The organism is Coleofasciculus sp. (assembly GCF_046565525.1).
Classification (GTDB): domain Bacteria; phylum Cyanobacteriota; class Cyanobacteriia; order Cyanobacteriales; family Coleofasciculaceae; genus Coleofasciculus.
The window spans coordinates 13,303-38,097 of the sequence record NZ_JBKHUP010000016.1; the positions used below are offsets into that span (position 1 = coordinate 13,303).

Consider the following 24,795-nt stretch of genomic DNA (forward strand, 5'->3'; position numbering starts at 1 on the left):
TCAGCTACAGTAGAACTATTGCCTCTAGCTGCTACAAGTTTCATTAAACATGTTCAACGGATCAGAGACGACTGCAACAGTTTTACTTCTCCTTGTCGCACTTGGTGTCATCGTTTGGGGATATAGGCGTGCCCTATCTTACGGCAGACTCGGCATCCTCGCCTGGTTGCAGTCCCTCGTGTTGACGGTTCCTTGGCTGATATTTTTTGTCCTATTGGCTGCCGGAATTTATCTGAATATTGTTGGTATCTTATTTTTATTGGTGGTTTCAACCGGGATCTATATTTTCCTAGGCAAACGTTTGCGGGAGGAAGGTGAAGATGCCATCTTGCACAAGCGTGCCAACCAGTTACTCCATGAGAAATCAGATACCAGCGACAGCCAAAATTTGCCGTCGCCAGGAGACAGTGCCGCAACAACCTCTCCATCACCCGACAGTAGTGGTGCCGCAGGGACTGATGTTATACCCATTTCGCCAGAAGATCTCAAAACTATCCAGGGGATTTTTGGTATCGATACATTCTTTGCCACAGAAACCATTCCCTATCAGGAAGGGGTGATATTTAAGGGAAATCTGCGCGGCGGTGAGCCTGAGGCGGTGCATTCCCGTTTATCTGCCAGTTTAGAACAACGGTTGGATGATCGCTACCGACTCTTTTTAGTCGAAGATCCTGAAGGGAAGCCGGTGGTGATTGTTTTACCCAGTAGCAACGATCCCCAACCGCTAACGATTCCACAGAAAATTTTGGCAGGGGTGTTGCTGGTGTCTACCCTCGCCACTAGCTTAGAAGCCGCTGGATTTTTGCTCAATTTTGATTTGTTTACCACGCCTGAACGGTTTAAGGAAACCTTACCTCTGGGTTTGGGGATTTGCATAGTTTTGGCAGTTCATGAATTGGGTCATTGGTGGGCAGCACGGCGTCATCAGGTTCGCCTAAGTTTCCCCTTTTTTATTCCCAGTTTACAAATCGGTTCCTTTGGGGCGATTACCCGCTTTGAATCCTTGGTGCCTAACCGTAAAGCTTTGTTTGACATTTCTTTAGCTGGACCTGCGGCGGGTGGTATTGCGTCTGTGTTACTGCTGCTGCTGGGCTTGGTTTTGTCTCATCAGGGCAGTACCTTTCAGGTTCCGGCTCAATTTTTCCAAGGTTCGGTTTTAGTTGGTGGGTTAGCCCGGATCATTTTGGGTTCGTCTATGCAAGCACCGATTGTTGATGTTCACCCCTTAACGATTACGGGTTGGTTGGGGTTAGTGATTAGCGCGTTGAATTTAATGCCCGCCGGACAGTTAGATGGGGGGCGGGTTGTTCAAGCTATCTACGGACGCAAAACGGCTCGAGGCACGACGATTGCTACGTTGATCATCTTGGGAATTGTGGCACTAGCGAATCCAGCTAATCCATTGATTTTGTATTGGGCAATTATCATTTTGTTTTTGCAACGTTCTTTGGAGCGTCCTAGTCTCAATGAAATTACGGAACCCGATGATACGAGAGCAATTTTAGGTTTGGTGGCGCTGTTTTTAATGGTGGCAACATTGATTCCCTTCACGCCCGCGTTGGCGGTGCGTTTGGGTATTGGTAGCTAAGAGGTGTACAGGTGCAGGGGAGCAGGAGAATTGTTTGATTTATTGACAGGAGTGCAATGGCGAAACACCCATGCTCTGGAGTTCGCCTTCTGCTACCGTCATGCCATTTTTCCAAAGCTCATACTCACTCAGATCGATATCTTCATTCCACACAATCCCGTAGCCCCCTTGCTCAACCTTAAAGTTCTTGAAAAATGCCGATTGACGAAGTGGAGCAAACTGGGGATTTTCTAAAAGATGAATAATATCGTATTTCTTAAATTCTTGATTGGTGAATTCAATCAGCAAGGTGTGATCGTTAATGGCTTTTGCTTGGCAAATTTTTGGGTACTTCATACTAGTTTTAGTTTACTTTAGAGGAGGTAGTTTACGAAACTCTTGAGTCTTCCACATCTTTAAAAGATCTTGCTGGTATAAATTTGCCCACTCTAGAACTAATTTCTGAGCGCGACTTGGTAAATCTCCTTCAATGATTTCCAATGATTCAATGCTCACTAAGGCATTGTACTCACCATAGATTGCATGAAAATGAGGCGGAGGGTGATCCCCAAAAAACACCTTAATCACAATTCCGTAGAACCGGGCAATCTCTGGCATAATTTATTCAATCACGACTATTGACTTACCCTAATTTTATCAAAGCCTGCGAGGTAACATTGCAGCCATGGCAATCGAAATTGAACGAAAATTTTTAGTTAAAGGCGATCAATGGCGCACCCTTGGTCAAGGAATGCTCTATCGTCAAGGTTATATTGCTACCCAAAACCTGACGACGGTTCGCGTGCGTTTAGTGGGAGATCAGGGCTATCTGACGATTAAAGGTAAAACTGAGAGTTTTTCTAGAGTCGAGTATGAGTATCCTATCCCCGGATCAGATGCTCAACAGATGCTAGAGACATTGTGCGATCGCCCCTTGATTGAAAAAACGCGCTATAGGATAGAGTTTAAGGGTTTGGTCTGGGAAGTGGATGAGTTTATCGGTGAAAATGAAGGATTGATTTTTGCAGAAGTCGAACTGAGTGATGAAAATCAAGAGTTAGACTTACCGGATTGGATTGGTCAAGACGTGACTGAAGATCCTAAATATTATAATGCTAATTTGGTTCGGCATCCCTTTAGTCAGTGGTCATAACTAATAATTGACATACTCCCGCACTCTAACATAGATTAGAGTGCGGGAGTCTCAATATAACTATTGATTCTCAATTCCCCGATTTGGATTAACCACTGGCTAGTCACGTTGAAATTGGATTTGATGGGTTAGGTTGGGATGATCGCACAGATGTCCCGCTCTAATCTGTTGGTGGAGAGCAAGCTAATGTACTCAACTGGAAACGCGGCAATTTGCATAGCAATATTTTTGACTAGTTCGGCAGTAATTCTTTCCATGAGGGTTTCCTCTACCTCACCTAACTACTATTTGCTTCCAATATACTACATATATACTACATTGACAACCCTAAAGTGAGGGCGAGGGATTGAGTCACGCCCCAAACAATGAATATGGGAAGGATGAATCACACCCAAAATCCCGCGATCGCTACCTCAATGCCATTGACATTGAAACCCCCTTGTGTACTGGAGCTTTCTGCCTTATCCCAACCTATGACTTATGACTTATTGCTTCTCATTGCCAGTAAATTACCGTATATATTCTGCCGTTATTTCCGGCTTTTCTAGGTGCGGGACATGACCACAGTCATCAATCCAGATTAGTTGAGAATTAGGAATGGCGGCTTCAAACTTGTGGGCATATTTTGTTCCCAAAATCCGGTCATCTTTTCCCCATAAAATCAACGTCGGCTGCTGAATTTGGCTAAGTTTTTGACCAAAGGGTGGATATCCCCCACTTTTGGTAAATGAAATTAATGCCCGATGCCATCCCGGCATTTCTAGATGCAGCGCTGCACACAGTAAGGCATCGGCAGAAACAAATGTCGGATCAAAATAGGCGTTTTTACTAATAGTTTCTCGCACCTTGGGACGCCGCAGAAACTCAACCGCCCAATTATCAAAGGGTGGAAACAGGAACTTGCCGATGGGTGGGGGACTGGTGAAACCTGCACTATCCAGCAATACCAGCTTTTTCACCGCTTGGGGATAGGTTAGGGTGAAATCAATCGCCGCCGCCCCTCCCATCGACGCCCCAACCAGAATGACGGGGACTTGGATTAGGGTTTTCCAGAAATAATAGAGATGAGTCGCGATCGCGCTGGCGCTAAACTTAATCCCAGATACCCGATCGGTAAAGCCAAATCCTAATAAATCGACCGCCCATGTTTCCTGGTGTTCCGCTAATAGGGGAAACAGGCGGCGAAATTCTAAGAGGGAACTATCAAAGCCATGCAATAACAGGATGGGTGTTCCCCCCTGTCCCTGCTGGATGTATGTTGTCGCAATGGGTTGGGGGGTAAGGGGTGTGAGAAGATCGTGGCGTGCGATCGCACGGGCGAGGGCAATTGATGTAGATTCCGTAAGCTGCTGGGTTGTGGCGGGAAGGAAATTGTCATTGGTCATTTGCTCTATGTCATTTGTTATTTGCTCTATGTCGTTGCGCTTACCATAATATTCTTACTTGAAAAGACACGATAGTGAAAGCCTTTGACTGAACACACGCCAGATGGTGAGAAATTTCCGCCGGGATGGACGAAATATCTTGCTTGTGAACCCAATTCGCCAGAAACTGGAAAAGTTGTGCCAAAACTAGTCTAGTTGGAGTGGGAGACTATTGTGACGTTTACATCAATTCATGCTTGCAAAAAAAGCATCTATCAAAAGATGGAAAAATGCCGCATGGGTACCTTAGTTATCATTGAAGGCATTGATGAGACCAGATTTTACCGACAAGCTCATCCGGAATTTAGTCCCGTGGGTTGGCATTTGGGTCACATTGCTTTTACGGAAGCCTATTGGATTCTAGAACGCTATGCTGGCAACAAACCCCTGTTTCCAGAGTATCATCGGCTCTTTGCGGCGGATGGTTTACCCAAGTGCGATCGCCAAAAATTACCGTCTCTGGCAGAAATTCAGGACTATCTGGATATTGTGAGAACTCAAGTCTTTGACTATCTAGAAATTGCGCCCCTGGATCACCAAGAACGTTTATGGCGGTGGTTACTTCAACATGAGAGTCAACATGCTGAAACTATTGCCTTTGTATTGCAATTACACCGCTTATCTGCTAATGATAATACCCTTTGCCAAACTGGGCGCACGCCTAGGTCATTAGTCCTGAATAATCCCTTTGAGCCTAAAGGTGATAAGACCCCAGATAAAGGACAGATGATAGAAATTCCGGCGGGTGAGTTTGAAATGGGAAGCGATGGGATTGATGCGATGGATAATGAAAGTCCGTGCGATCGCGTCTTTTTAAACACCTACTGGATTGATCGCTACCCGGTTACCTGTCAACAGTATCGCGCCTTTATTGAAGCTGGGGGATATCAAAATCATAATTGGTGGTCTGTGGAAGGATGGAAGTGGTTACAAGATAATCCTGTCGCCTATCCCCTCTATTGGTCTGATGAACCTTTTTGGGATAATCATCCGGTCTATGGTGTGAGTTGGTATGAAGCCGAGGCTTATGCTAATTTTGTTGGCAAGCGATTACCCAGTGAAGCTGAATGGGAAAAAGCAGCGAGTTGGGATTCACAAAAGGCTTGTCGGAGCATCTATCCCTGGGGTGATACGGAACCCACATCTTATGCTTGTAACTACGATAATAGGGTAGGACACACCACTCCCGTTAATGCCTATCCCCAAGGGCAAAGTCCATCAGGTTGCTATGACATGCTGGGGAATGTTTGGGAATGGACAGCGAGTTGGTTTGATGGATACAAAGGATTTGTCAGTTATCCCTATCGCGGCTATTCTCAAGCCTATTTTGATGGCAAACATCGGGTTTTGCGCGGCGGTAGTTGGACAACTCGTCCGTGGGCGATGCGGTGTAGTTTCCGTAATTGGTATTATCCCAGTGTGCGTCAAATTTTGGCTGGGTTTCGCTGTGCGGTGGATGGATAATTAGAAGAGATTTACCCTTGAAATATTGCATTATCCGTTATAGCAACCGCCATAGCAGTTAGGACACATCTTATGGTAGAGACGTTCCGGCGGAACGTCTCTACAACAGTTTGCTTGTCCTAATCGATGTGCCTACTGCTATACCAGATGAGTTGCCGTTTTTTTAAACACTATTGTTTCTATTTCTAAACCTTTGCCTATTAACGACTTTGCTGCTGAAGGGAGGGCATAAAAATGGATGAAGTTGTCAAAAAAATTGCGGCGTTGGGATTACCTGGGGTGATTCTGGTGGTGACGATGGCGGCGACAGGATTGTCGGGGGCGGCGGCTATCACGGCGGCTTTAGCCTTTCTGGGGGGTCCGGCGGGAATGTTAGGCGGAATTGCGGTTTTGGGATTGACGGGATTGATTACGGATGCGTTAGCTGAGGTGGGGCTTGAGGATTTACTCACGGCGATTTACTGTCAGCGACGCCAGAGTGAACCTCATGGGAAGTTGATTGAGGAGATTGAGGCGCTTTCCCTGTTTAATGGGGATATTAAGGATAGGTTAAAAGCGACAGTAACGGATGGGTGTGGTTGTGACACTGTAGTGAATGCTTATTTAACAGATGTGACTCAAGACGCGATCGCAATTTTAGAACGGGTTCCGGGTATGACTCCTGCACATCACCGAGATTTTAAGCAGTCTAATCCGATTATTCGACTCAGGGATGGTGCAGCTGTGAGAACCTGGAAAAATCCCTTAGGCGTTGACCATGTTTTTGTGGCGGATAGTCAGGATCGAATGGTTTATGGGGGTTATGTGGGCTGGATTCACAGTGAAGGGTTGAATTGTGCGATCGCACAAATTAGACGCGATTTGACTTAACCTTTATTTTTATCATCTTTTATCTCAAGTGAATTGCACAGATTCTTCATTCCGCTTCAGTTCCTTCGCTTCGCTTCACTCTCCAATGACAGTATTCGACTCCACTCAGACTGACAGAATTGGATTCAAGGATGAAAACCTAGAATCATAACGGATATAATTATAGGATCATAGTATAGCGATCCGCTTTGAGTCATTAATTAAGACCATCCAGAATAAACGCGATCGCAACTCCCACAAGGATACATAGTCCTGACTGCACCCAGGTTCGTTCGTTTGTAGTAGGCACGAAGCGTGGCATCCATAAGTCAGTCAGCTCTATAGCTTTTCAGATTGATACAAAACCGCTTTAATCAACAGGGGTAAGATTATGATTAGTTCTCATGATACCCACACCGAGGACACTCGCCCACTGAACCGTGATCCGAAAATCGAGTCGGTTTGCCGATTCCTGGAGGATATCGAATCCCATTTTAAATATAAAACCCTTTTACATACCCAACACCCGATTCCCCGTAAATCCCTCTATATCCCAATTCAAGTTACTCGCGAACGCAATTATCGCCATGAGGTGGAAACCTTCTGGGGATACGCCGAATCAGAGGCTGAACTTAAACGCGCTTATGCGATTAAAAGTCGCGACGTGGAAGCCAAACGTTATCGCGTTCCCTGGGAACAGGCGAAGAAAAACTATCAGCGCCTGATGGTTTTGGCTGATCCAGGAATGGGTAAAAGTGCGCTACTGCGCCGGGAAGCGGCATTGAAAGCAGCAGGTGAACGGCAAAAATTGGTGGATGCCAAAATTACCGTTGAGGATGTTGTTTTTCCCCTATTTATCCGCTTAGTGGATTTGGATGAAACCGCTGATGATATTACGGTCGCGATCGCATCCCTAGTTCAACGCGATTATCCCACAACCTGGGTAGATATTCAACCCTGGTTAGAGGCGAAATTGCGTCAGGGGAAATGTCTGTTGTTGTTCAATGCCTTAGATGAAGTTCCCAAACGCGATCGCAATGCTTTAGCCGCTAAACTCAACCAATTCCTGGAAACCCATCCCTGTCCGATTATTTGTACCTCGCGGATAGTCGGGTATGGCGGCGCGTTTATTAATGGGGCAAAGGAAGTCGAAATCATTCCCTTGAGTCAACCCCAGATTGAACGGTTTATTCATACCTGGTTTAAACATGGCACGGATTCAGAAAAGGACGGGATTTCTGCGGCTAGCTTAATTGAACAACTGCGACAAAATCCCCAACTGCGCGGCTTGGCACAAAATCCCCGATTACTTTATTTACTGTGCAGCTTATATTATGAGCAAGTCCTGACATTACCCGCCCGTCGTGGTCAAATTTATCAGAAAACCGTCGAGTATCTCCTGAGTCAATGGACGCACCATCGGGCGCAAGAGAGTGGGATGAAAATCCGCTTATTGGAAGACTTGGCTTATCAGTTGACCTGTAAAGGGCAAGATGTGTTTGATTCCCAGGAATTGAAACAGGAAATCGCCAACGCCCTCGCCCAGGATCAGGGGTTAGAACCCTTAAGCCAACAAACCCCCGCCCAACTTCTAGTACAATTATCTGGAGAACAGGGGATTCTGCATCGATTGACCCAACAAGGCGATCGTTATGTGTTTATTCACCGGATTACTCAGGATTATTTAACCGCCTGTTATTTACGACGGCAGATTCAAGAGAATCCCAGTCAGGGGATGGCGTTGGTGAAAGCCCATTTGTGGGAGTATGACTGGCATCAAAGTATCACGTTACTGGCGGGATTGATGGATGATCCGATTCCCTTACTCGAGTGCATTGTTCAGGAAAAAGATGATATCTTCTCCACCCTATTACTGTTAACTGGACGTGCGATCGCCGAATGTGAGCAATTGTCTCATCCCTTAATCACCGAAGTGATTGACCACATTTATGAGTTGTGGCATCATTACCCCTTCGTTGGCTTCATTGCTTCCACCGTTGTCGCCTTGGGGCAAACCAATTCCCAGATGGCACAAAAGTTACAGCAAGAACTGGATGAGAAACACTATTATACCCGCAAGGATTTCGTCGCCGCATTAATTGCCGCCTTGGGTCAAATTGGCACTCCCCCAGCCGTCGCCACGTTAATTAAAGCCCTGAATAACGGACCTTGGTATGTGCGCGGGGAAGCCGCTACCGCCTTGGGCTATATTGGCGATGCCGAAACCGTGAAAGCTTTAATCCCCGCCCTGCGGGATGAGGATACCGTGGTTCGGGGTGAAGCCGCTGCGGCGATGGGGCGGATTGGCACATCGGCGGCGATACAGGCGTTAATTGTTGCCCTCCATGATCATGATAGTTATGTGCGGGGGGAAGCGGCGATGGCATTGGCGCAGATTGGTACACCAGAAGCCCTGCAGGAATTGGTTAAGGTGCTCAATCACCCGGATAGCTTTGTCCGTTGGCAAGCCAGTGGCGCGATTCATCTGGAAAATCCGACAGTAGTGCAGGCGTTAATCCAGGCTTTGAATCATCCCCAGAATCAGATTCGCCAAGAAGCGGCGATGGTATTGGGGAAAATTGCGACAAGGGAAACTTTAGAGGCGTTAATTCCGGCGCTGCAAGATGCTGATCCAGTGGTACGGGAAGAAGCGGCTGAGGCTTTGGCGCGATCGGGAAATCCCCAGACGTTGGAGGTGTTAATTCCGGCGTTAGAAGATACTGATCCGGTGGTGCGTCAGGAAGCAGCGGCGGCGTTAGGGCGGATGGGGACAACCCCCGGGTTAACGGCGTTAATCCCTGTGTTGGAAGATCAGGATAAACGGGTGCGAAAACAGGGGATTGAGTCATTGGGCAGAATTGGGACTCCGGCGGCGCTACAGGCGTTAATTCCCTTATTAAAGGATAGCGATGGCGATATCCGAGGTGCAACGGCGACAGCCTTGGGACGTATAGGTACTGCACCCGCCCTGCAGTCATTAATGCCCTTGCTCAAGGATCAGGATTGGTTTGTCCGGGAGCAAGGGGCAATGGCATTAAGTCGGATTGGTACACCGCAGACATTGGAGGCGTTATTGCAATTGCCGATCGCGGAGATTGAACGCCCGGAAATCTTGACCTTGATTCGCACGTTGGCGGTGCGGTTTAGTCGGGAGAAGTCCCCATTGGTGCCGGTGTATCCGGAGTTGGTAGGAGCTATGGGGGGATTGCGTCGGTTAGGGCGGAAGTTGAGTGGGACGCGATGAAGCAGAGGGGCACAGGTGCACAAGGGTGGAGGGGAGAAAATTTAGAACTTGGTCGGGGCGGGTTTAGTTGCTTATGGGTGAGGTCAAAAACGCTAATCGTCAAACCCGCCCCTACATAAAACGTTTTCAATCGCCCCGTCTCAAACCAATTCGCGATCGCAGGATACCAATGGATAAGATTAGGCTACTAAGTAGGGGGAAAGACAGATGGTTCAAACGATTCAATCCAGAGATGTTACCCTGCGAGAACTAAGGACTAATTTTGGTCTGCAACTTACCCATGATCCGCAATTTTTTCCAGAGTGGCAAGGGAATCTGCCAGAAATTACTGATTTACAAAAGCAACAACTGGATCAGGTGAAAGCGGGATATTTTAACTTGCTCAATTATCCCCCCATGCTCGAAGGTGTGGTGAGAATGGCAATTCTTGACCCCTTGCTGTTTATTGGTGGATTTTACTTAGCCCCTTTTCATGTCAAAGCGGAAAAGTCGGTGAAGATTACCACAGAAGATGAACAGACAATGGTTACCGGAACCCTGGATGTTTTGGTATTAAAAGATACCTTTTGGGTGATGGTGATTGAATCCAAACAAGTGGAGTTTTCGATTGAAGCTGGATTAGCACAAATCCTGTCTTATATGTTGGCAAATCCTGATCGGGAACAGCCGAGTTTTGGCATGATTACTACAGGCGGAAGTTTTATTTTTATCAAATTGGTTCCTGGGGAGTCGCCCCAGTACGGGTTATCTCGGTTATTTTCATTGCTGAATCCGGGTAATGATTTATATACGGTGCTGAGGATTTTCCAGCAGTTGGCTCGATTTTAAGTGGGGTTGTTGGGGTCATGAACCTGCGATCGCACTTCCTCTCACAGGTGGATCATTGTATCCCGATTTCCCCTGTTGTCTGTTTTGAAGTAGAAAACAGATGCATAAATTGGCTTTTTTGTCAAATCTACCCCGGAATGCGTCTAGGAAATTAGGTTATGCAATATAGTTGTAGTATTTAAGCTTTTCTGACGCTAGGGAGAAATAAATAACGCCGGATCAAGGCATCTAAGGGTTTTAAGTAAAAAATTGGCTATAAAAAGAACACAATACAGCATTTAAAATTATGATACTACATCCTCAAACCCAGAGCAAGTCAGGATTTGCCTGTGACATTTTCTGCCCCTCCTAAATCGGATTCGCTTTAGAATATTAAAACGTAAGCGTGAAGTCTAAAAGTTTTCTTTATCTGAGTCGGGTGATGGAAACAAACATAGCTAACGTGAGAGTGATGGTTTCCGTTCTACAACACTTGGACAAAGCTAGACAACATTGGATCTTGTTAGACATTATCCGGATTGCTTCCTGCTTCACCCTGGCGGTGTCGGCACTCAACCAGTCCACAGGCTTAAAATCGGACGAAACTCGCCCTACTCAAAGTCAGTAATTGTAGTAATTTGAGAAGCTTTGCTGCTTTAATCCGTTATTTTCAGCGCCATTAAGGTATGCTGGATTTCTCAACCGCCTGCCTTACAGGTGCGCTACTCTTAAAAGCTTTGTTACGGGGTCTCAAGCCCTAAGATTTTTAGCTTGGTTTTCGCTTGCGTTCATTATAACACAACAACACCTGGACAAAATATCCAACAATGTCCAGAGGTGTCCAAGTTTTTGGTTACAGTTACTTCCCCTTCTCCCCACCAGGGGGGATGGAGTTGGGGTTAGGGGATGAGGGGGAAAAGTAAGATGCGATCGCTCTCTCCTTGGCACATTCCTAAGACCCAAGGCAAAACCTATCATCTTTTGGGGCGACCCGCTTGGCTTATACCAAGTTGCAGTCTAAGGTAGAATCTGTCATGCTGAGCAAAACGCAGTGAAACGGAGTGACGCGAAGCATCTGCCCAGATTCTGACGCTCGTTCCGACGCTCGTTCCGACGCTCGTTCCTCGCTACCGCAACGCTTTCGCTACCGCAACGCTTTCGCTATCGCGCAAGCGTCACGCTTCGCTCTTCCTAGACATGATAGAACGCAACTTGGTATTAATTAACAACACCACTCCATTTAATTTATGCGATCGCGTCGCCCTGTCCATGGGCGAGTAGCGGCTTTGATCTGTTGCCTGTTGCCTGTTACCTTTTCCCCATCTCCCCCATCGGCTACAGTAAGACAAGAGGATTCAAGACTGGCTGATGACAGAGGACGAACTACTCCAACTCATTGAACAGGCGGCGCGGGAGGAATGGACAGAACTTGACCTCTCTGGCAACGATTTAACCGTGCTACCGCCGGACATTGGCAAGCTGACTCACCTAAAAAAACTGATTCTGGGTAAATATCGGTATCACGATAAGGGTTATTTCGGGATGATCGGAAACAAGTTAAGCGCCTTACCTAGGGAAATTGGACAGCTTTATCAGCTTGAAGAACTTCAGGTTGCTTACAATGAAATCCAAAAACTACCGCCTCAAATCGGTCAACTTACTTCCTTGCAATCCCTTAACCTCAGCGGCAACAATATCCAAAAACTACCGCCTCAAATCGGTCAACTTACTTCCCTGCAATCCCTTGACCTCAGCGGCAATAATATCCAAGAACTGCCCGCCGAAATCCTTCAACTCACCTTCCTGCAATCCCTTGACCTTGACAGCAATAATATCCAAAAACTGCCCGCCGAAATCGGTCAACTCACCTCCCTACAATCCCTTAACCTCTGGAACAATAAAATCCAAGAACTGCCGCCACAAATCGTTCAACTCACCTCCCTGCAATCCCTTGACCTCAGCAGAAATAATATCCAAGAACTGCCGCCGGAAATCGGTCAACTCACCTCCCTGCAATCCCTTTACCTCAGCAGCAATAATATCCAAGAACTGCCCCCAGAAATTGCTCAACTCACCTCCCTGCAAACCCTTTCCCTCAGCAGCAATAATATCCAAGAACTGCCGCCGGAAATCAGGCAACTGCGAAACCTGAAAACACTAGATTTACGCAGCAATCCCCTCCCTATCCCCCCAGAGATTTTAGGGTTAAAAGGATTGTTCAAACCTCCCGGCGATGTCCAAGAAATCCTCGACTTCTACTTCCGCATCCAAGACCCCAACGAAACCGCCCCCCTCTATGAAGCCAAATTCATCATCGTCGGTGAAGGCGCAGCCGGAAAAACCACCTTAGCCAAGAAAATCGAAAGCGAAACCTACCAACTCCAACCCGATGAAAAATCCACCCAAGGAATTGATGTCATCCAATGGCACTTTTTCCTCGCCAACGGAGAAGACTTTCGCGTCAATATCTGGGACTTTGGCGGACAGGAAATCTATCACCAAACTCACCAATTCTTCCTCACAAAACGTTCCCTTTATGCCTTAGTCGCCGATGACCGCAAAGAAAACACCGATTTTTACTGGTGGCTAAAAGTCGTTGAACTACTCAGCGACAATAGCCCCGTTTTAATTATCAAGAATGAAAAACAAGACCGTCAATGTCCGGTTAACGAACGCCAACTTCGGGGAGAATTCACGAATCTCAAAGAGGTTATCCCCGCCAACTTTGCCAGCAATCGCGGACTGACTGAAATAAAAGATGCCATTGAACAATACATCACCCGCCTCCCCCATGTAGGCACACCTTTACCGACACTCTGGGTGCGGGTTCGTGCAGTATTAGAAAACGATTCCCGTAACTATATCACCCAACCAGACTACTACCAAATTTGCCGCCGCAATCAATTAACTGACCGCAAAGATATGCAGCGCCTCAGTCGCTATTTACATGACCTCGGCGTTTGCCTACATTTCCAAGATGACCCCACCCTAAAACACTATATTATTCTCAAACCGGAATGGGGAACTACCGCCGTCTATAACGTTTTAGATAATCCCACCGTCCAGAAAAATCTCGGCTGTTTTACCCAAGACACCCTCGCTGATATTTGGCAAGACGATAAGTATAACCAAATGCAGGATGAACTGCTGCAATTAATGATCCGGTTCAAACTCTGCTACCCCATCCCCAATCAGACGAATACCTACATCGCCCCCCAACTTTTAGATATCAATCAACCCGACTACGATTGGGATGAGCAAAATAATCTAATTTTGCGCTATGACTACGACTTTATGCCCAAAGGAATCCTCACCCGCTTCATTGTCGAAACCCATCCCTGGATAGAAAACCAAACCCGCGTCTGGCGCAGTGGCGTTATCCTCAACAAATACCAAACCCGCGCTGAAATTATTGAGTATTACTATCAACGCCAGATTAAAATCCGGGTATCGGGAAACCGGAAGAAAGAACTCCTGGCGGTGATTACCCATGAACTGGAAAAAATCCACGCCTCTTATGAACGATTGCAGTATAATACCCTAGTTCCCTGTAACTGTGACGAATGCTTAAGCAGTCCTAATCCCTATTCCTATCCCCTGGATAACCTCCGCAAACGCTTAAACGCAGGTTACTATCAGGTTCAGTGTGAAGAGAGTTATCAAATGGTGGATGTACGCCGTTTAATTGATGAGGTAAACCTCTCCCCCTACCCGCAAGAGAAATTATGGATAGACTCACCATTTGATAGCGCCAAATCTTCCCGATTACAACAAGAACTCGACCAAGACAGAAACCAATCCTTAAACCGTTCCCAATCCCCACGCCCCCAGGCAAACACCATGAATCATAACTACAGAGATTTTGAACTTGTCGTCACCGCCAACCGCCAAATTCGCGCTTCCTCAGAACAGGGGGAGGAGTGGGGAGAATTCCGATTTGACTCCAATGAAATTGAACTAGCGCTGGGACTAATTGAATCGCGACAAACCAATCAGAAATTACTTAAAACCCTAGGAAATAAACTCTATCAAGCCCTCTTCCCCGCCAAAATTCACGGTCAATTTCGAGCCACCTTCGCTGGCGCCAAAGCGAACAATCATAACCTGCGTTTACGCTTACGCTTTGAATTACCAGAACTCGCCGCCCTCCCCTGGGAATTTCTCTACGACGAAAGCACAAATACCTTCCTCGCCAATAACACTGAAACCGCCCTATCCCGATATATTGATATTCCCTTACAAAAGCGTGACCTAATATCTGCCAGTCTTCCCCTGAATGTCTTACTGGTAATTTCCAGCCCAACTAATCTCCCCCCCTTAGATATCGCCGGAGAAGAACGTCTAATTCGTGACGCCCTCGCCAAACACATTGCAGTGGGTAAAATTGAGTTAGATGTCATATCAGACGCCACCATCCGCAACATTAACCAGAAATTACGGGAGAAACCCTATCAAGTCTTCCATTTTATTGGTCACGGCGTCTTTGAGAATAATCAGGGATATATTGCCCTCGTTGATCAAGATAATAATTCCAAACTTGTCAATGATGAAACCTTTGCTAACTTTTTTTTAGGTAACCGTAATCTAGGGTTAGCCGTGCTAAATTCCTGTCAAGGTGCAGCCGTATCTTCCCACCAGGTTTTTGCCGGAATTGCCCCCAATTTAGTGCAACGTGGTATCCCTGGAGTTATCGCCATGCAATATTCGATTCTCGACACCACAGCCAAACTATTTGCCGATGAATTTTATCGTACCCTCGCCCTCGGTTGGACACTAGATGGGGCGATTCAGACTACCCGTAATGCTATTTCCATGGAAGTCGGATTAGATAAGCCTGATTTTGCCACACCTGTGCTTTATATGCGAGCGAAGGATGGTAGAATTATGAGTGGGTTGTAATGGCAATCAACCTATTGTCGGGGCGGGGAATGGGACTCAGTTAATCGGGACAGTGAACAACACCTAATCCCGTAGTGGGAGTGGGTTTAGGCGTCAAAGCTTTAGCTGTTCTATCGACAATGTAACGGTTACTGATACGGTTTTCCCTACCTGTCAGGGGTAGAGTTCACGAATTGGCAAAACTAGCTCCCCCTGAGTAAAATTTGGTATAATTTGCTCTATACACCTGTAACAAACAAGGTCGCGAATCCGAAGATAACCCTTGTTGAAGTGACCAGCGCCACGTTAATTAACCCCAAATTACTAACGTTTCTTCATTCCATCTCACTTTAAATGGGAATTTAATGGAAATTTTCAAAATGCGGATTGCTCAAATTGCACCGTTGTGGGAACGTGTACCTCCCCCAGCTTATGGTGGTACAGAATTAGTGGTGAGTTTACTCACTGATGAACTCCTCCGTCGGGGTCATGAGGTAACATTGTTTGCATCCGGTGATTCAGAGACACTGGCAAGGTTGGAACCAGGATGTAAAAAAGCCTTGCGTTCTCTCGACGTAACGCATCAAGAATACGCCATTTATGAGCAGATGCAGTTGAGCAAAGTTTTTGAACGAGCTAATGAATTTGATGTGATTCATTCTCATGTAGATTACCCGGCGCTTCCATACACGAACTTGACAAAAACGCCAGTTGTGCATACGATTCATGGTACATTTTCGCCATTAGTTGAGCAGTTTTTTACCAAGCATCGTCAACAACATTTTGTCAGCATCTCCAATTCCCAGCAGCGCCCTGAGTTGGGACTGAATTATGTGGCAACGGTTTATAACGCGATCGCACCCGAACGGTTTACGTTTTACTCTCAGCCCAAACAGCCGCCCTATCTGGCGTTTGTTGGGCGCATATCCCCGGAAAAAGGACCCAAGTTAGCGATTGAAATTGCCAAGCGTTCCGGATGGCATTTGAAAATAGCGGGTAAGGTTGATCCCCAAGATCGAGCCTTTTTTGAGGCGGAAGTGGAACCTTTAATTGATGGTAAACAAATTGAGTTTTTGGGTGAAGCCAATCACGAAAAGAAAAATGAATTGATGGGAGGTGCGGTAGCGACGCTATTCCCGATTACCTGGCGCGAACCCTTTGGACTGGTGATGATTGAATCTATGGCATCTGGCACTCCGGTGATTGCCATGGCATTAGGTTCAGCCCCAGAAATTATCGTTCACGGAAAGACAGGGTTCCTCTGCGATACAGTCGATGAATGCGTGGATGCGATCGCGAAAATACCTCAACTGAATCGACACGCCTGTCGGGAACATGTTGAAACCAACTTCGCAGTGAAACACATGGTTGATGGATACGAAGCCGTCTACAACCAAATTCTAGCAGAACGGTTTGCTCACAATGGTCATCTGCACGTCCCCACGCTTCTAGCTAGCTAAGTTTATAGATGGCAGATGGCAGAAGGCAGAAGGTTTCAAGACATAGGTTAAACCTTCTGCACCCGACAGAAGAGATAAGATAAAATAGAATGAGGTGAATCATGAACAAAACCGTTCATAGACAACCCCTGGCTTTGCTTTCCATGGGTCAGGATGTTGTCCATCAACCGTGTCAAGATGGACAAAATAAACGCCTAACTCCTTTTCATCAGCTTAGCCAAGCACTGACAAAACTCGGCTGGCAAATCGATTGGTTTACTCCGCAAACTCATCCTGAGCAACCGAAGATTGAATGGAGTGCACCTCACTGTCGCATCATCCGCTTGACAGTGAATGGGGAAAAGCCGCTAAGTCGCGATCAATTCCCTGAATACTTGCCTGAATTTGTAAAAGCATTTCAAGCGTTTCAAGCCAAAGAAGGAACCCACTATCCTCTGATTCATACCCAGGATTGGCTATCGGCTCAAGTGGGGTTAAAATTAAAAGAATCGACAGCAATTCAATTAATCCACACTAATTGGTTAACGGATAAGCCGCAAGGCAGTAAGATCCGTTCAGTGGATCAAAATCATGGGATTAGCAAGAATCGGATCACACCAGAAGTCGATCAAGTGATTCTCATGTCCCCAGATTGCTGCTTTAGCGCCCAACCATCCCCCAGGATGTCCAAGTCAGAGGCGAAAGCGAAATTGGGGCTTTGTGCCAATGAACAGGTGTTGCTGTATGTGGGTACGCTTGATTCGAGTAAAGGGATTGATACACTGATAACCGCGCTGAAATTATACCGCGATCGCACATCAGCAGAGACGATAAATTCACTGCGTTGCTTGATTGTTAGTCCTGATCAGAATCCCCAGGCTAGAGAGCGAGTTGAGCAATGGATTCACCAATTTGAGCTAGAGCAACAGGTTATTCTGATTGAATCTGTTCCCTCAGATCAACACTGGCTCTACTACACCGCCGCCGATGTCTGCATTATTCCCAGTCGATATGAGCCGTTTGGATTAGCTGCGATCGCGGCACTGGCGTATAAGATACCCATTGTCGCCTCGGATGTGGACGGATTACGCTTTACCATTGTGCCAGGGGAAATGGGTTTGTTAGTCCCTGCAGGGGATGCAGCGGCATTCGCTGAAGCTATCCATCGAGTTTTAGTAGATGAGTTGTTGGCGCAACGATTAAAACGACAGACAACGGATGTGACAGCCTCTGCATTGAGTTGGAATCGGGTGGCGGCGCATTTGAGTGATATCTACCGTCGCCGATTAGCGGGTTCTCTGAGTACAATTGTGCCAGATGTGCAAAATCCTTGCATCTTGTACGTTCCTTCAGAGGGATTGAGTCAATCGACTGTTGATGTCGAGGAGGAATTGATGCAAGTTTCTTAAGGTAGAAGTCGCAGAAGGAAACAATCTGTAGGGGCGGGTTTTACAGATAAATGTTTGGCACTTTTCCGAAATTTGACTAAACCCGCCCCTCACCTAATCAGCCCACACCAAAATCTATGATTTAGCGTCATATTTGCCCGTTGACTGGGCGAAGCCTTCGCGATGATAATTAAACGGTACAACCGAAAAATTTGGGCGCGAATGCGAGAGCCCCTACGAACCCCTAAAAATACGAAGACGGATGGGTGATGTTTAACATTTGATATTTGATATTGAGGTTTTCAATTATGTCTGATACAGATACCCGGAACGACAAAACAGCAACAGCTTTAACTATCCTGGAACTCAACGGTAGAACCTTTGCGCCGGCTGAACAAGTGCCGATTCCAGAGTTGCAATGCAGGACGACAAAACGACTCCAATCGACACTTACGATGAAAGATGACGACCTATTCTTGATTACTGATCCCCTAGGCAATATTGCCGGATGTCTTGATGACGAATCGGACAAAAGCTTGGGGTTATTTTGTCAAGATAGTCGGTTTCTCAGTCACCTAGATTTACAGATTGAGGGACTCTCTCCCATTTTACTCAGCAGTACAGCCGGACGGGGTTTTGCCCTTTCGGTTCTCTGTGCGAATCCTTATGTTGAGGGACGTATTCCGGCGGAAACGATTGGCATTCAACGCGATATTGTACTACAGGGTGGACTGTTTGAAGACCTGAAGATTACCAACTACAGCACCAAAGCCGTTAGCTTTGAGCTCAGTTTAAGTTTTGATGCCGATTTTGCCGATCTATTCCAAATTCGCGGTTATCTCCGTCAGCAGATAGGGACTTTAATGCGACAGGTTATCCCTCAAGAGGATAATGCTTTGGACTGCGATATAAAATCCTTGGTTGAGGAAACGGGCGAACTTACCTTAGCCTATCAGGGATTGGATCAGGTGTTGATGGAGTCTCGAATTCAGTTTTATCACCGTCAGCCTGATGAATTTAGGGGATATACGGCAATTTGGCGGTTGGAATTGAATTCTCACGAAACCCATAAATTTGGGTATCGCTTACAGCCCTTTGTTGACAATCGTCCAGCTTCTGTGGTGAACGCGCCGACAACCCTAAAACAAGCGATCGCGGCGGAGGCGATGGAGGAGCGGGATTGGCGAGAAGGGGTGACTCGGATTCGCACGGATAATCGAGTCTTAAACCAGATTATTGAACGCGCTGAACAGGATATCTATCTTTTAGGTCAAACCTTTGGTAAAGGTAAGATTCTCTGTGCTGGAATTCCCTGGTTTTCCACGTTATTTGGACGGGATTCCCTGATTGCTGCAACCCAAACGCTGATCCTCGATCCGGGGATTGCGCGTCAAACGCTGATTACCCTGGCGGAGTATCAGGGTAAAGTTGAGGACGAGTGGCGGGAAGAAGAACCAGGTAAGATACTCCATGAGTTGCGTCTGGGTGAAATGGCTCGTTGTGGCGAACTCCCCCACACGCCTTATTATGGTACAGTCGATGCCACGCCCCTGTGGTTGATGCTCTATGCTGATTACTATGCCTGGACCTATGATCAGGAACTGTTAGATCAGTTATGGGATAATGCTTTAGCGGCGATGGATTGGATTGATCGCCGTTGTCAGCAGACGGGCTATATTAGCTATGAATGCAAGTCTAAAGGTGGGCTTCGGAATCAGGGATGGAAAGACTCAGGAGACTGTATTGTTGATGCCAAAGGGAAGTTAGCCGAGGGGGCGATTACTCTGGCGGAAGTGCAAGGATATGTTTATGCGGCGAAGATGCGCTTAAGTCAGCTTGCTCGTAGCAAAAAGCGGTTCGATTTGGCAGAACGTTGGCATGAGGAAGCCCAAGACCTGAAAACCCGCTTTAATCGGGACTTTTGGCTTCCCTATCGCGGCTACTGTGCTTTGGCATTGGATGGTGAGGGAAAACCTGTAGATAGTATCACATCCAATCCGGGGCATTGTCTAGGATTAGATATTTTATCAAAAGACAAGGCACACAATGTCGCCGAACGATTGCAAGAGCCGGATATGTTTAGTGGCTGGGGAATTCGCACCTTAAGTAGCTTCTCTCCCGCGTATAATCCCATGGGCTATCACCTCGGATCAGTATGGCATCACGATAATGGAATGATTATTGCCGGATTGCGATCGCTAGGACTGGTGGATCAGGCATTGGAAGTGGCTCAAGGGATTATCGACATGACCATCCAACAACCCTATTATCGTCCACCCGAACTCTTCTGTGGCTATGAACGCACCCCCGATAGCACCCCCGTGCGATATCCTGTGGCTTGTTCACCCCAAGCTTGGGCAACGGGGACGATTTTCCAACTCCTCCAGGTGATGGTGAACTTGATACCCGATACGCCCAGGAATTGCCTCCGAATTGTTCATCCCACGCTTCCTGAATCCGTCCAGTATCTATCACTACAAAACCTAAAAATTGGGCAGACGGTATTAGATTTAGAATTTGAGCGCTCTAGTGGAGCAACTGCCTGTCGAGTTGTGCGAAAACGCGGCAATTTACGAGTTGTCATTGAAGCGTAATCTACATTTTCGCTGATAGCGGTGCAAGGGTATGATAAAAAATCCGGGTTAGCTATCCCCGTTATAACCCAGTCCGCGCAGGCGGACTTTGTTTGTGTAGCAGCGATTTCAATCGCCGTGGCAAAAGGGGGTAATAAAGGCAGATTTGGGATGAAAGGGTTTTATCCTATTTCCTTGAAGATGATCCAATGTCTATGCCACTCAAAGCCTTGATAGATAAGGGTTTTGGCTTTGTGCAGCAAGCTCTAATTAAATCTCTAGCCCAGGTTAATCGCGATCGCGTTTCATAATAGTTTTAATCGCCCGATCTAGCAGTTCGATGGCTTCGGTTTCATAGTGATAGGTTTTAAACTTTTGTCCAGGTTCTATCACTTCTAGACGCTTTGATGGGCGGCGACCATACTGGGATTGATAAAGCTGGAGCGCCAATGATCCAATCGAAGTCTTTTCCCCTTTAGTCGCATCAATATTGAGTTCACGGAGTCGCATGGCAACGCTAACACACCGTTGATTTTGCGATGCTGGAGATTGGGTAGTTCTCACTTGATTAAGTGTATCCATTAAACTTTGATAAGACTCAGATAGTAACAAAGGCAACTGGGTATATCGGCGCAGTGGTTTATCGACATTAACAGCAAACCTTAACATATCGGGTCTACCAACGGCGATAAATCCTCCATAGCTAGCACGAGTCATCGTGGTGTAGAGAAGTTGCCGAGAAAGCATCCGCTGGTTTGAATAGGACAGAGGCATGATTACATACTGGAATTCACTCCCCTGAGCCTTATGACAAGTTAGGCAAAAAGAATGCATAATCTGCTCAAAAATGCCAGGGAAATAATTAACGACAGCGCCACCTTCAAATGCAACCTTAACCCATTCTGGCTTAGATTTGGTTTGAACCTCAATCACCCAACCCCCCTCGCCATTCATCACCGCCGGCTTTGTATCATATCTATTCTTCAATTGAATCACGCGATCGCCAACTCGATACACCACGTCCCCAGTTTGGACTTCTGGCTGTTCTGGTTGTTTCGGGTTAAACAGAGGCTGCAATCGTTGATTTAAAGCGTGAACTCCAACCACACCGTTCTTCTGTGGCGCAAGAACCATCACCTGATTTTTTAAATCAACCTGATCACGCTGCATCTGTGCCACTAGCTCAACAATGGTATCGGCAATTTCTTCAGGGGTGTGGCGACAGAGTATGGCACAATCAGAAACCTGTTGCCATTGTTGAGGCGAGTAAAACCGTTGCAAATTAGGAACCACGCCACTAATCACATCTTCTGCCGCATAGATAATTGGACTTTCTTGCCGTTGGCGGTAAATCTTTTTCAGGCGAGAACAGGGTACAACCTCAGATATCAGTAAGTCGCGCAGCACCATTCCCGCGCCCACACTAGGAAGCTGATTGTGATCCCCAACCAACACTATTCTCGTATGGGGTTCTAAGGCTTTTAAGAGAGAATTAAACAGGAAAATATCGACCATACTAAATTCGTCGATAATTAACCAATCAATCTGCAAAGGGTTTTCCTGATTAAACTCAAACCTTTGACCGTGCCCTCGCCACTGAAGTAGACGATGAATCGTTTGGGCATCTAACTTGGTGGCGTTCTTCATGCGGGTTGCTGCCTTTCCCGTAGGTGCCGCTAAAGCCACCTTGAATCTACACTTAGTCAGCCAATCGATCAAATACTTCAAAATATGGGTTTTCCCTCGCCCTGCACCCCCCGTAATAATGCTAATGGGTTGGGCATAAGACCTTAACAGTGCCTGTCGCTGTTCTATATCAAGCACCCCAGATGAGCGCCATGCTTCTGCTTCTCGTTGTTGTAACCACTCCTCTAACGGCTCAATAGACAGTTGTCGGCGAGAGGCAAAATAAAGAATCAATCGGGCGACATTAACCTCAGCCCGATAAATTGGTTTTAAATACAGAGACTCGGATAACCGTCCCTCAACTACAACTTTTTGGGCGAGCGCATTCTCTAATACCTGATTAAGTAACCGGGAATTCGGTGTATGATCCGGACAACTCAATAACCCCAGTGCTGCTTCGATAAGTTCGGAGCTGGGGAGGAAACAATGTCCCTGATTTCTGGCATCTTGTAAGGTTTGAAGAATGCCTTGCTCATAGCGCCGGGGACTATCAGGAGGCATCCCCAACTTTAGCGCTAAACTATCAGCTATCTTAAATCCAATGCCGTCAAGATCATCAATAATCTGATAAGGGTTGGTTTTGAGGACAGAGGCTGTATTCTGCTCATAGTAGTCCGTCAGTTTTAGGGTTAACCCCAAAGATATCCCCATCCCCAGCAACCAAGCTTGAGTGCCTCGAACAGGATTACTCTTGCTTTTCTCCCAAGCTGAGAGGATGACATTAATCCGAGATGGGTATAAGCCAGGAATTAGTTTGAGTCTCTGGGGTGAGAACTCCAGAACCTCCAGGGTATCAGAGCCAAAATATGCCGCCAGCAAAGCGGCTGTCTTCTTACCAATGCCATGAAATATGCCACTGGCAAGATACTGTTCAATTTCTGCTTGCTCTAGCCTCGGTAATTGATCGTTATTGTCTGTCGGGAAAGCCATTGACATGATTGATTGCCCCCTGAACAGGTGAACAAGAAATTTTAAATTATACCTAATTTCAAGTCCGGTAGTATCTTCATTCTACAGTGGAACGCGATCGCACTGCCTCAATCGTCCTCCCGGTAATTGCGGCAAGACCTATCAATTAGTCAAAATGTCTAATGTTGATGTCTTGGATTTCTTTCCATTCTTGACTGATTTTAATTCGATTACGCATTACTTTTTCAGGAGTCCTATCTCTAGTTACTGCTTTGACCATTATCGTACTTTCCTTTAATAAGGATTAGCCATTGAGGAAGATTGCTCGATAAAAAAATGAGCTTGACATCAATTACCTATTCGTGAACATTTTATCAAAGTAAATTTTGATTCCTTTCTAATGCTTTATTTAGGTATTCAATAGCCTTTTTTAAGTTTTCAATGTCTTTTTGGTTTTTCTCTTTATTTAAAACTAACTCATCTATTTTATCTTCCAAAGATCGTATGGCTTGTCGTTGCTCCTTAATTATTTCTTGCGCCAAGCGTATATCCTTTTGGATAAAAATAATCTCCTTCATTACAACTTCTAACTTCGCGGATTGGTTTAACGCAATATCAGGAGATTGAGCAAATAAAGTACCAACGGTTGCACCGGCACTACCGCCAAGGATAGCTCCACCAGCTACAAGAACAGCAAAACCACCTGCCATTCCAAAACCACCGACGGCAATAGCTCCACCACCAAGAAAGGCTAAAACTGCTGATACGGCTGCTGCTCCTGAAAGACCTGGTGCCAGTATAGGCGCGAGAAATATGGCGATAGCCGGTGTGAAAAAAGCCGCTGCTACTGCTAAAATGGCTGTACCGATAAAACCACCCATGAGTGTCTTTACAAAACGCCCACTGATTCCATTAATGGCTTTCTGGTAATTTTCTGTAAAGCGTTTAACGCAGTCTGTCGATAAACCCAGTTTACTCGCGAAAAATTCTAGTTTTTTAGTTGTTTTTTCTCTGTCTGCTATTTTTAATTCTTTAAATTTGTTATCGTTATTTATTCCTAATTTTTGGTAGGGGTGAAATAAACTTATTTCTAATAAAATATTTTTCTTGTCAAAGCTACTACCTGGTTCGCTATTGAGTTTGTCTATCTCTTTTTCTAAATCTGGGAAAAATGTAATTAAACAGAAGGAGCTTGGAGTCTGATTTTTATGAAGGGATTCTATTGAATTTTTCCAGTTCAATAACCACTCTCTTTTTAAGGACTTTTTTTTAGGGTTACTTTCATTGTCTATATCATCGAGTACTAAATGGTACTCTAGACTATACATGACTTTCGTTTGTTCTAACGTTAAGCTAAAATTTTCCATTTTTACTGCTGTTAGATGAAAAATATAAGATATAAAATCGGCGTAGG

17 protein-coding genes are annotated in these 24,795 nt (G+C 46.0%); 11 read left to right on the top strand and 6 right to left on the bottom strand.

Annotation, left to right across the window (positions count from 1 at the left end; genetic code table 11):
- The first annotated feature begins 49 nt into the window (after positions 1–49).
- Positions 50–1,588, top strand: coding sequence for a site-2 protease family protein (locus tag ACLGGO_RS08020; RefSeq protein ID WP_446418900.1), 1,539 nt, complete (start codon positions 50–52; stop codon positions 1,586–1,588).
- Between the two features lie 39 nt (positions 1,589–1,627).
- Here ACLGGO_RS08020 and ACLGGO_RS08025 read toward each other — a convergent pair whose 3' ends face one another.
- Both ACLGGO_RS08025 and ACLGGO_RS08030 read right to left on the bottom strand, forming a co-directional pair.
- The gene (locus ACLGGO_RS08025; RefSeq protein ID WP_446418901.1) at positions 1,628–1,924 is read right to left on the bottom strand and encodes a DUF2442 domain-containing protein; all 297 of its coding nucleotides are present in this window, start codon (positions 1,922–1,924) and stop codon (positions 1,628–1,630) included.
- Between the two features lie 12 nt (positions 1,925–1,936).
- Positions 1,937–2,185 (bottom strand): DUF4160 domain-containing protein, encoded by a 249-nt coding sequence (locus tag ACLGGO_RS08030; protein WP_446418902.1) that lies wholly within the window; start codon positions 2,183–2,185, stop codon positions 1,937–1,939.
- 67 nt (positions 2,186–2,252) lie between these two features.
- On the opposite strand from ACLGGO_RS08030, the gene ACLGGO_RS08035 reads away from it, so the two are divergent.
- The gene (locus tag ACLGGO_RS08035) at positions 2,253–2,720 is read left to right on the top strand and encodes a CYTH domain-containing protein (protein WP_446418903.1); all 468 of its coding nucleotides are present in this window, start codon (positions 2,253–2,255) and stop codon (positions 2,718–2,720) included.
- Positions 2,721–2,848: 128 nt separating this feature from the next.
- Here the strand turns inward: ACLGGO_RS08035 and ACLGGO_RS08040 are convergent, their stop codons facing one another.
- On the bottom strand, positions 2,849–2,977 hold the full coding sequence (locus tag ACLGGO_RS08040; RefSeq protein WP_446418904.1) for a hypothetical protein: 129 nt from the start codon (positions 2,975–2,977) through the stop codon (positions 2,849–2,851).
- 252 nt (positions 2,978–3,229) lie between these two features.
- Positions 3,230–4,105, bottom strand: a complete 876-nt coding sequence (locus ACLGGO_RS08045; protein ID WP_446418905.1) for an alpha/beta fold hydrolase — start codon at positions 4,103–4,105, stop codon at positions 3,230–3,232.
- Between the two features lie 261 nt (positions 4,106–4,366).
- Here ACLGGO_RS08045 and ACLGGO_RS08050 point away from each other — a divergent pair, with 261 nt between their 5' ends.
- The 9 genes from ACLGGO_RS08050 (at position 4,367) to ACLGGO_RS08090 (ending at position 20,807) form a co-directional block, all read left to right on the top strand.
- A complete protein-coding gene (locus tag ACLGGO_RS08050; protein ID WP_446418947.1) occupies positions 4,367–5,608 on the top strand; it encodes an SUMF1/EgtB/PvdO family nonheme iron enzyme in 1,242 nt (413 codons plus the stop codon).
- A 234-nt stretch (positions 5,609–5,842) separates the two neighbouring features.
- Positions 5,843–6,478, top strand: coding sequence for a hypothetical protein (locus ACLGGO_RS08055; RefSeq protein ID WP_446418906.1), 636 nt, complete (start codon positions 5,843–5,845; stop codon positions 6,476–6,478).
- Between the two features lie 370 nt (positions 6,479–6,848).
- Positions 6,849–9,701, top strand: coding sequence for an NACHT domain-containing protein (locus ACLGGO_RS08060; RefSeq protein WP_446418907.1), 2,853 nt, complete (start codon positions 6,849–6,851; stop codon positions 9,699–9,701).
- Positions 9,702–9,908: 207 nt separating this feature from the next.
- Positions 9,909–10,529: a restriction endonuclease subunit R gene (locus ACLGGO_RS08065; protein ID WP_446338815.1), complete on the top strand. Its 621-nt coding sequence runs from the start codon at positions 9,909–9,911 to the stop codon at positions 10,527–10,529.
- Positions 10,530–10,914: 385 nt separating this feature from the next.
- On the top strand, positions 10,915–11,136 hold the full coding sequence (locus ACLGGO_RS08070; RefSeq protein WP_446418908.1) for a hypothetical protein: 222 nt from the start codon (positions 10,915–10,917) through the stop codon (positions 11,134–11,136).
- A 740-nt stretch (positions 11,137–11,876) separates the two neighbouring features.
- Positions 11,877–15,407 carry a COR domain-containing protein gene (locus tag ACLGGO_RS08075; protein ID WP_446418909.1) on the top strand — a complete coding sequence of 1,177 codons (3,531 nt, stop codon included), beginning with the start codon at positions 11,877–11,879 and terminating at the stop codon, positions 15,405–15,407.
- A 359-nt stretch (positions 15,408–15,766) separates the two neighbouring features.
- Entirely contained in the window at positions 15,767–16,846 is a 1,080-nt protein-coding gene (locus ACLGGO_RS08080; protein WP_446418948.1) for a glycosyltransferase family 4 protein, read from the top strand.
- A 101-nt stretch (positions 16,847–16,947) separates the two neighbouring features.
- Positions 16,948–18,234, top strand: a complete 1,287-nt coding sequence (locus ACLGGO_RS08085; RefSeq protein ID WP_446418910.1) for a glycosyltransferase — start codon at positions 16,948–16,950, stop codon at positions 18,232–18,234.
- A 287-nt stretch (positions 18,235–18,521) separates the two neighbouring features.
- Positions 18,522–20,807 carry an amylo-alpha-1,6-glucosidase gene (locus tag ACLGGO_RS08090; RefSeq protein ID WP_446418911.1) on the top strand — a complete coding sequence of 762 codons (2,286 nt, stop codon included), beginning with the start codon at positions 18,522–18,524 and terminating at the stop codon, positions 20,805–20,807.
- Positions 20,808–21,074: 267 nt separating this feature from the next.
- Here ACLGGO_RS08090 and recD2 read toward each other — a convergent pair whose 3' ends face one another.
- Positions 21,075–23,408 (bottom strand): SF1B family DNA helicase RecD2, encoded by a 2,334-nt coding sequence (gene recD2 / locus ACLGGO_RS08095; protein ID WP_446418912.1) that lies wholly within the window; start codon positions 23,406–23,408, stop codon positions 21,075–21,077.
- A gap of 347 nt (positions 23,409–23,755) precedes the next feature.
- Complete coding sequence (locus ACLGGO_RS08100; protein WP_446418913.1) at positions 23,756–24,748, bottom strand: hypothetical protein; 993 nt, start codon at positions 24,746–24,748, stop codon at positions 23,756–23,758.
- Between the last annotated feature and the right edge of the window lie 47 nt (positions 24,749–24,795).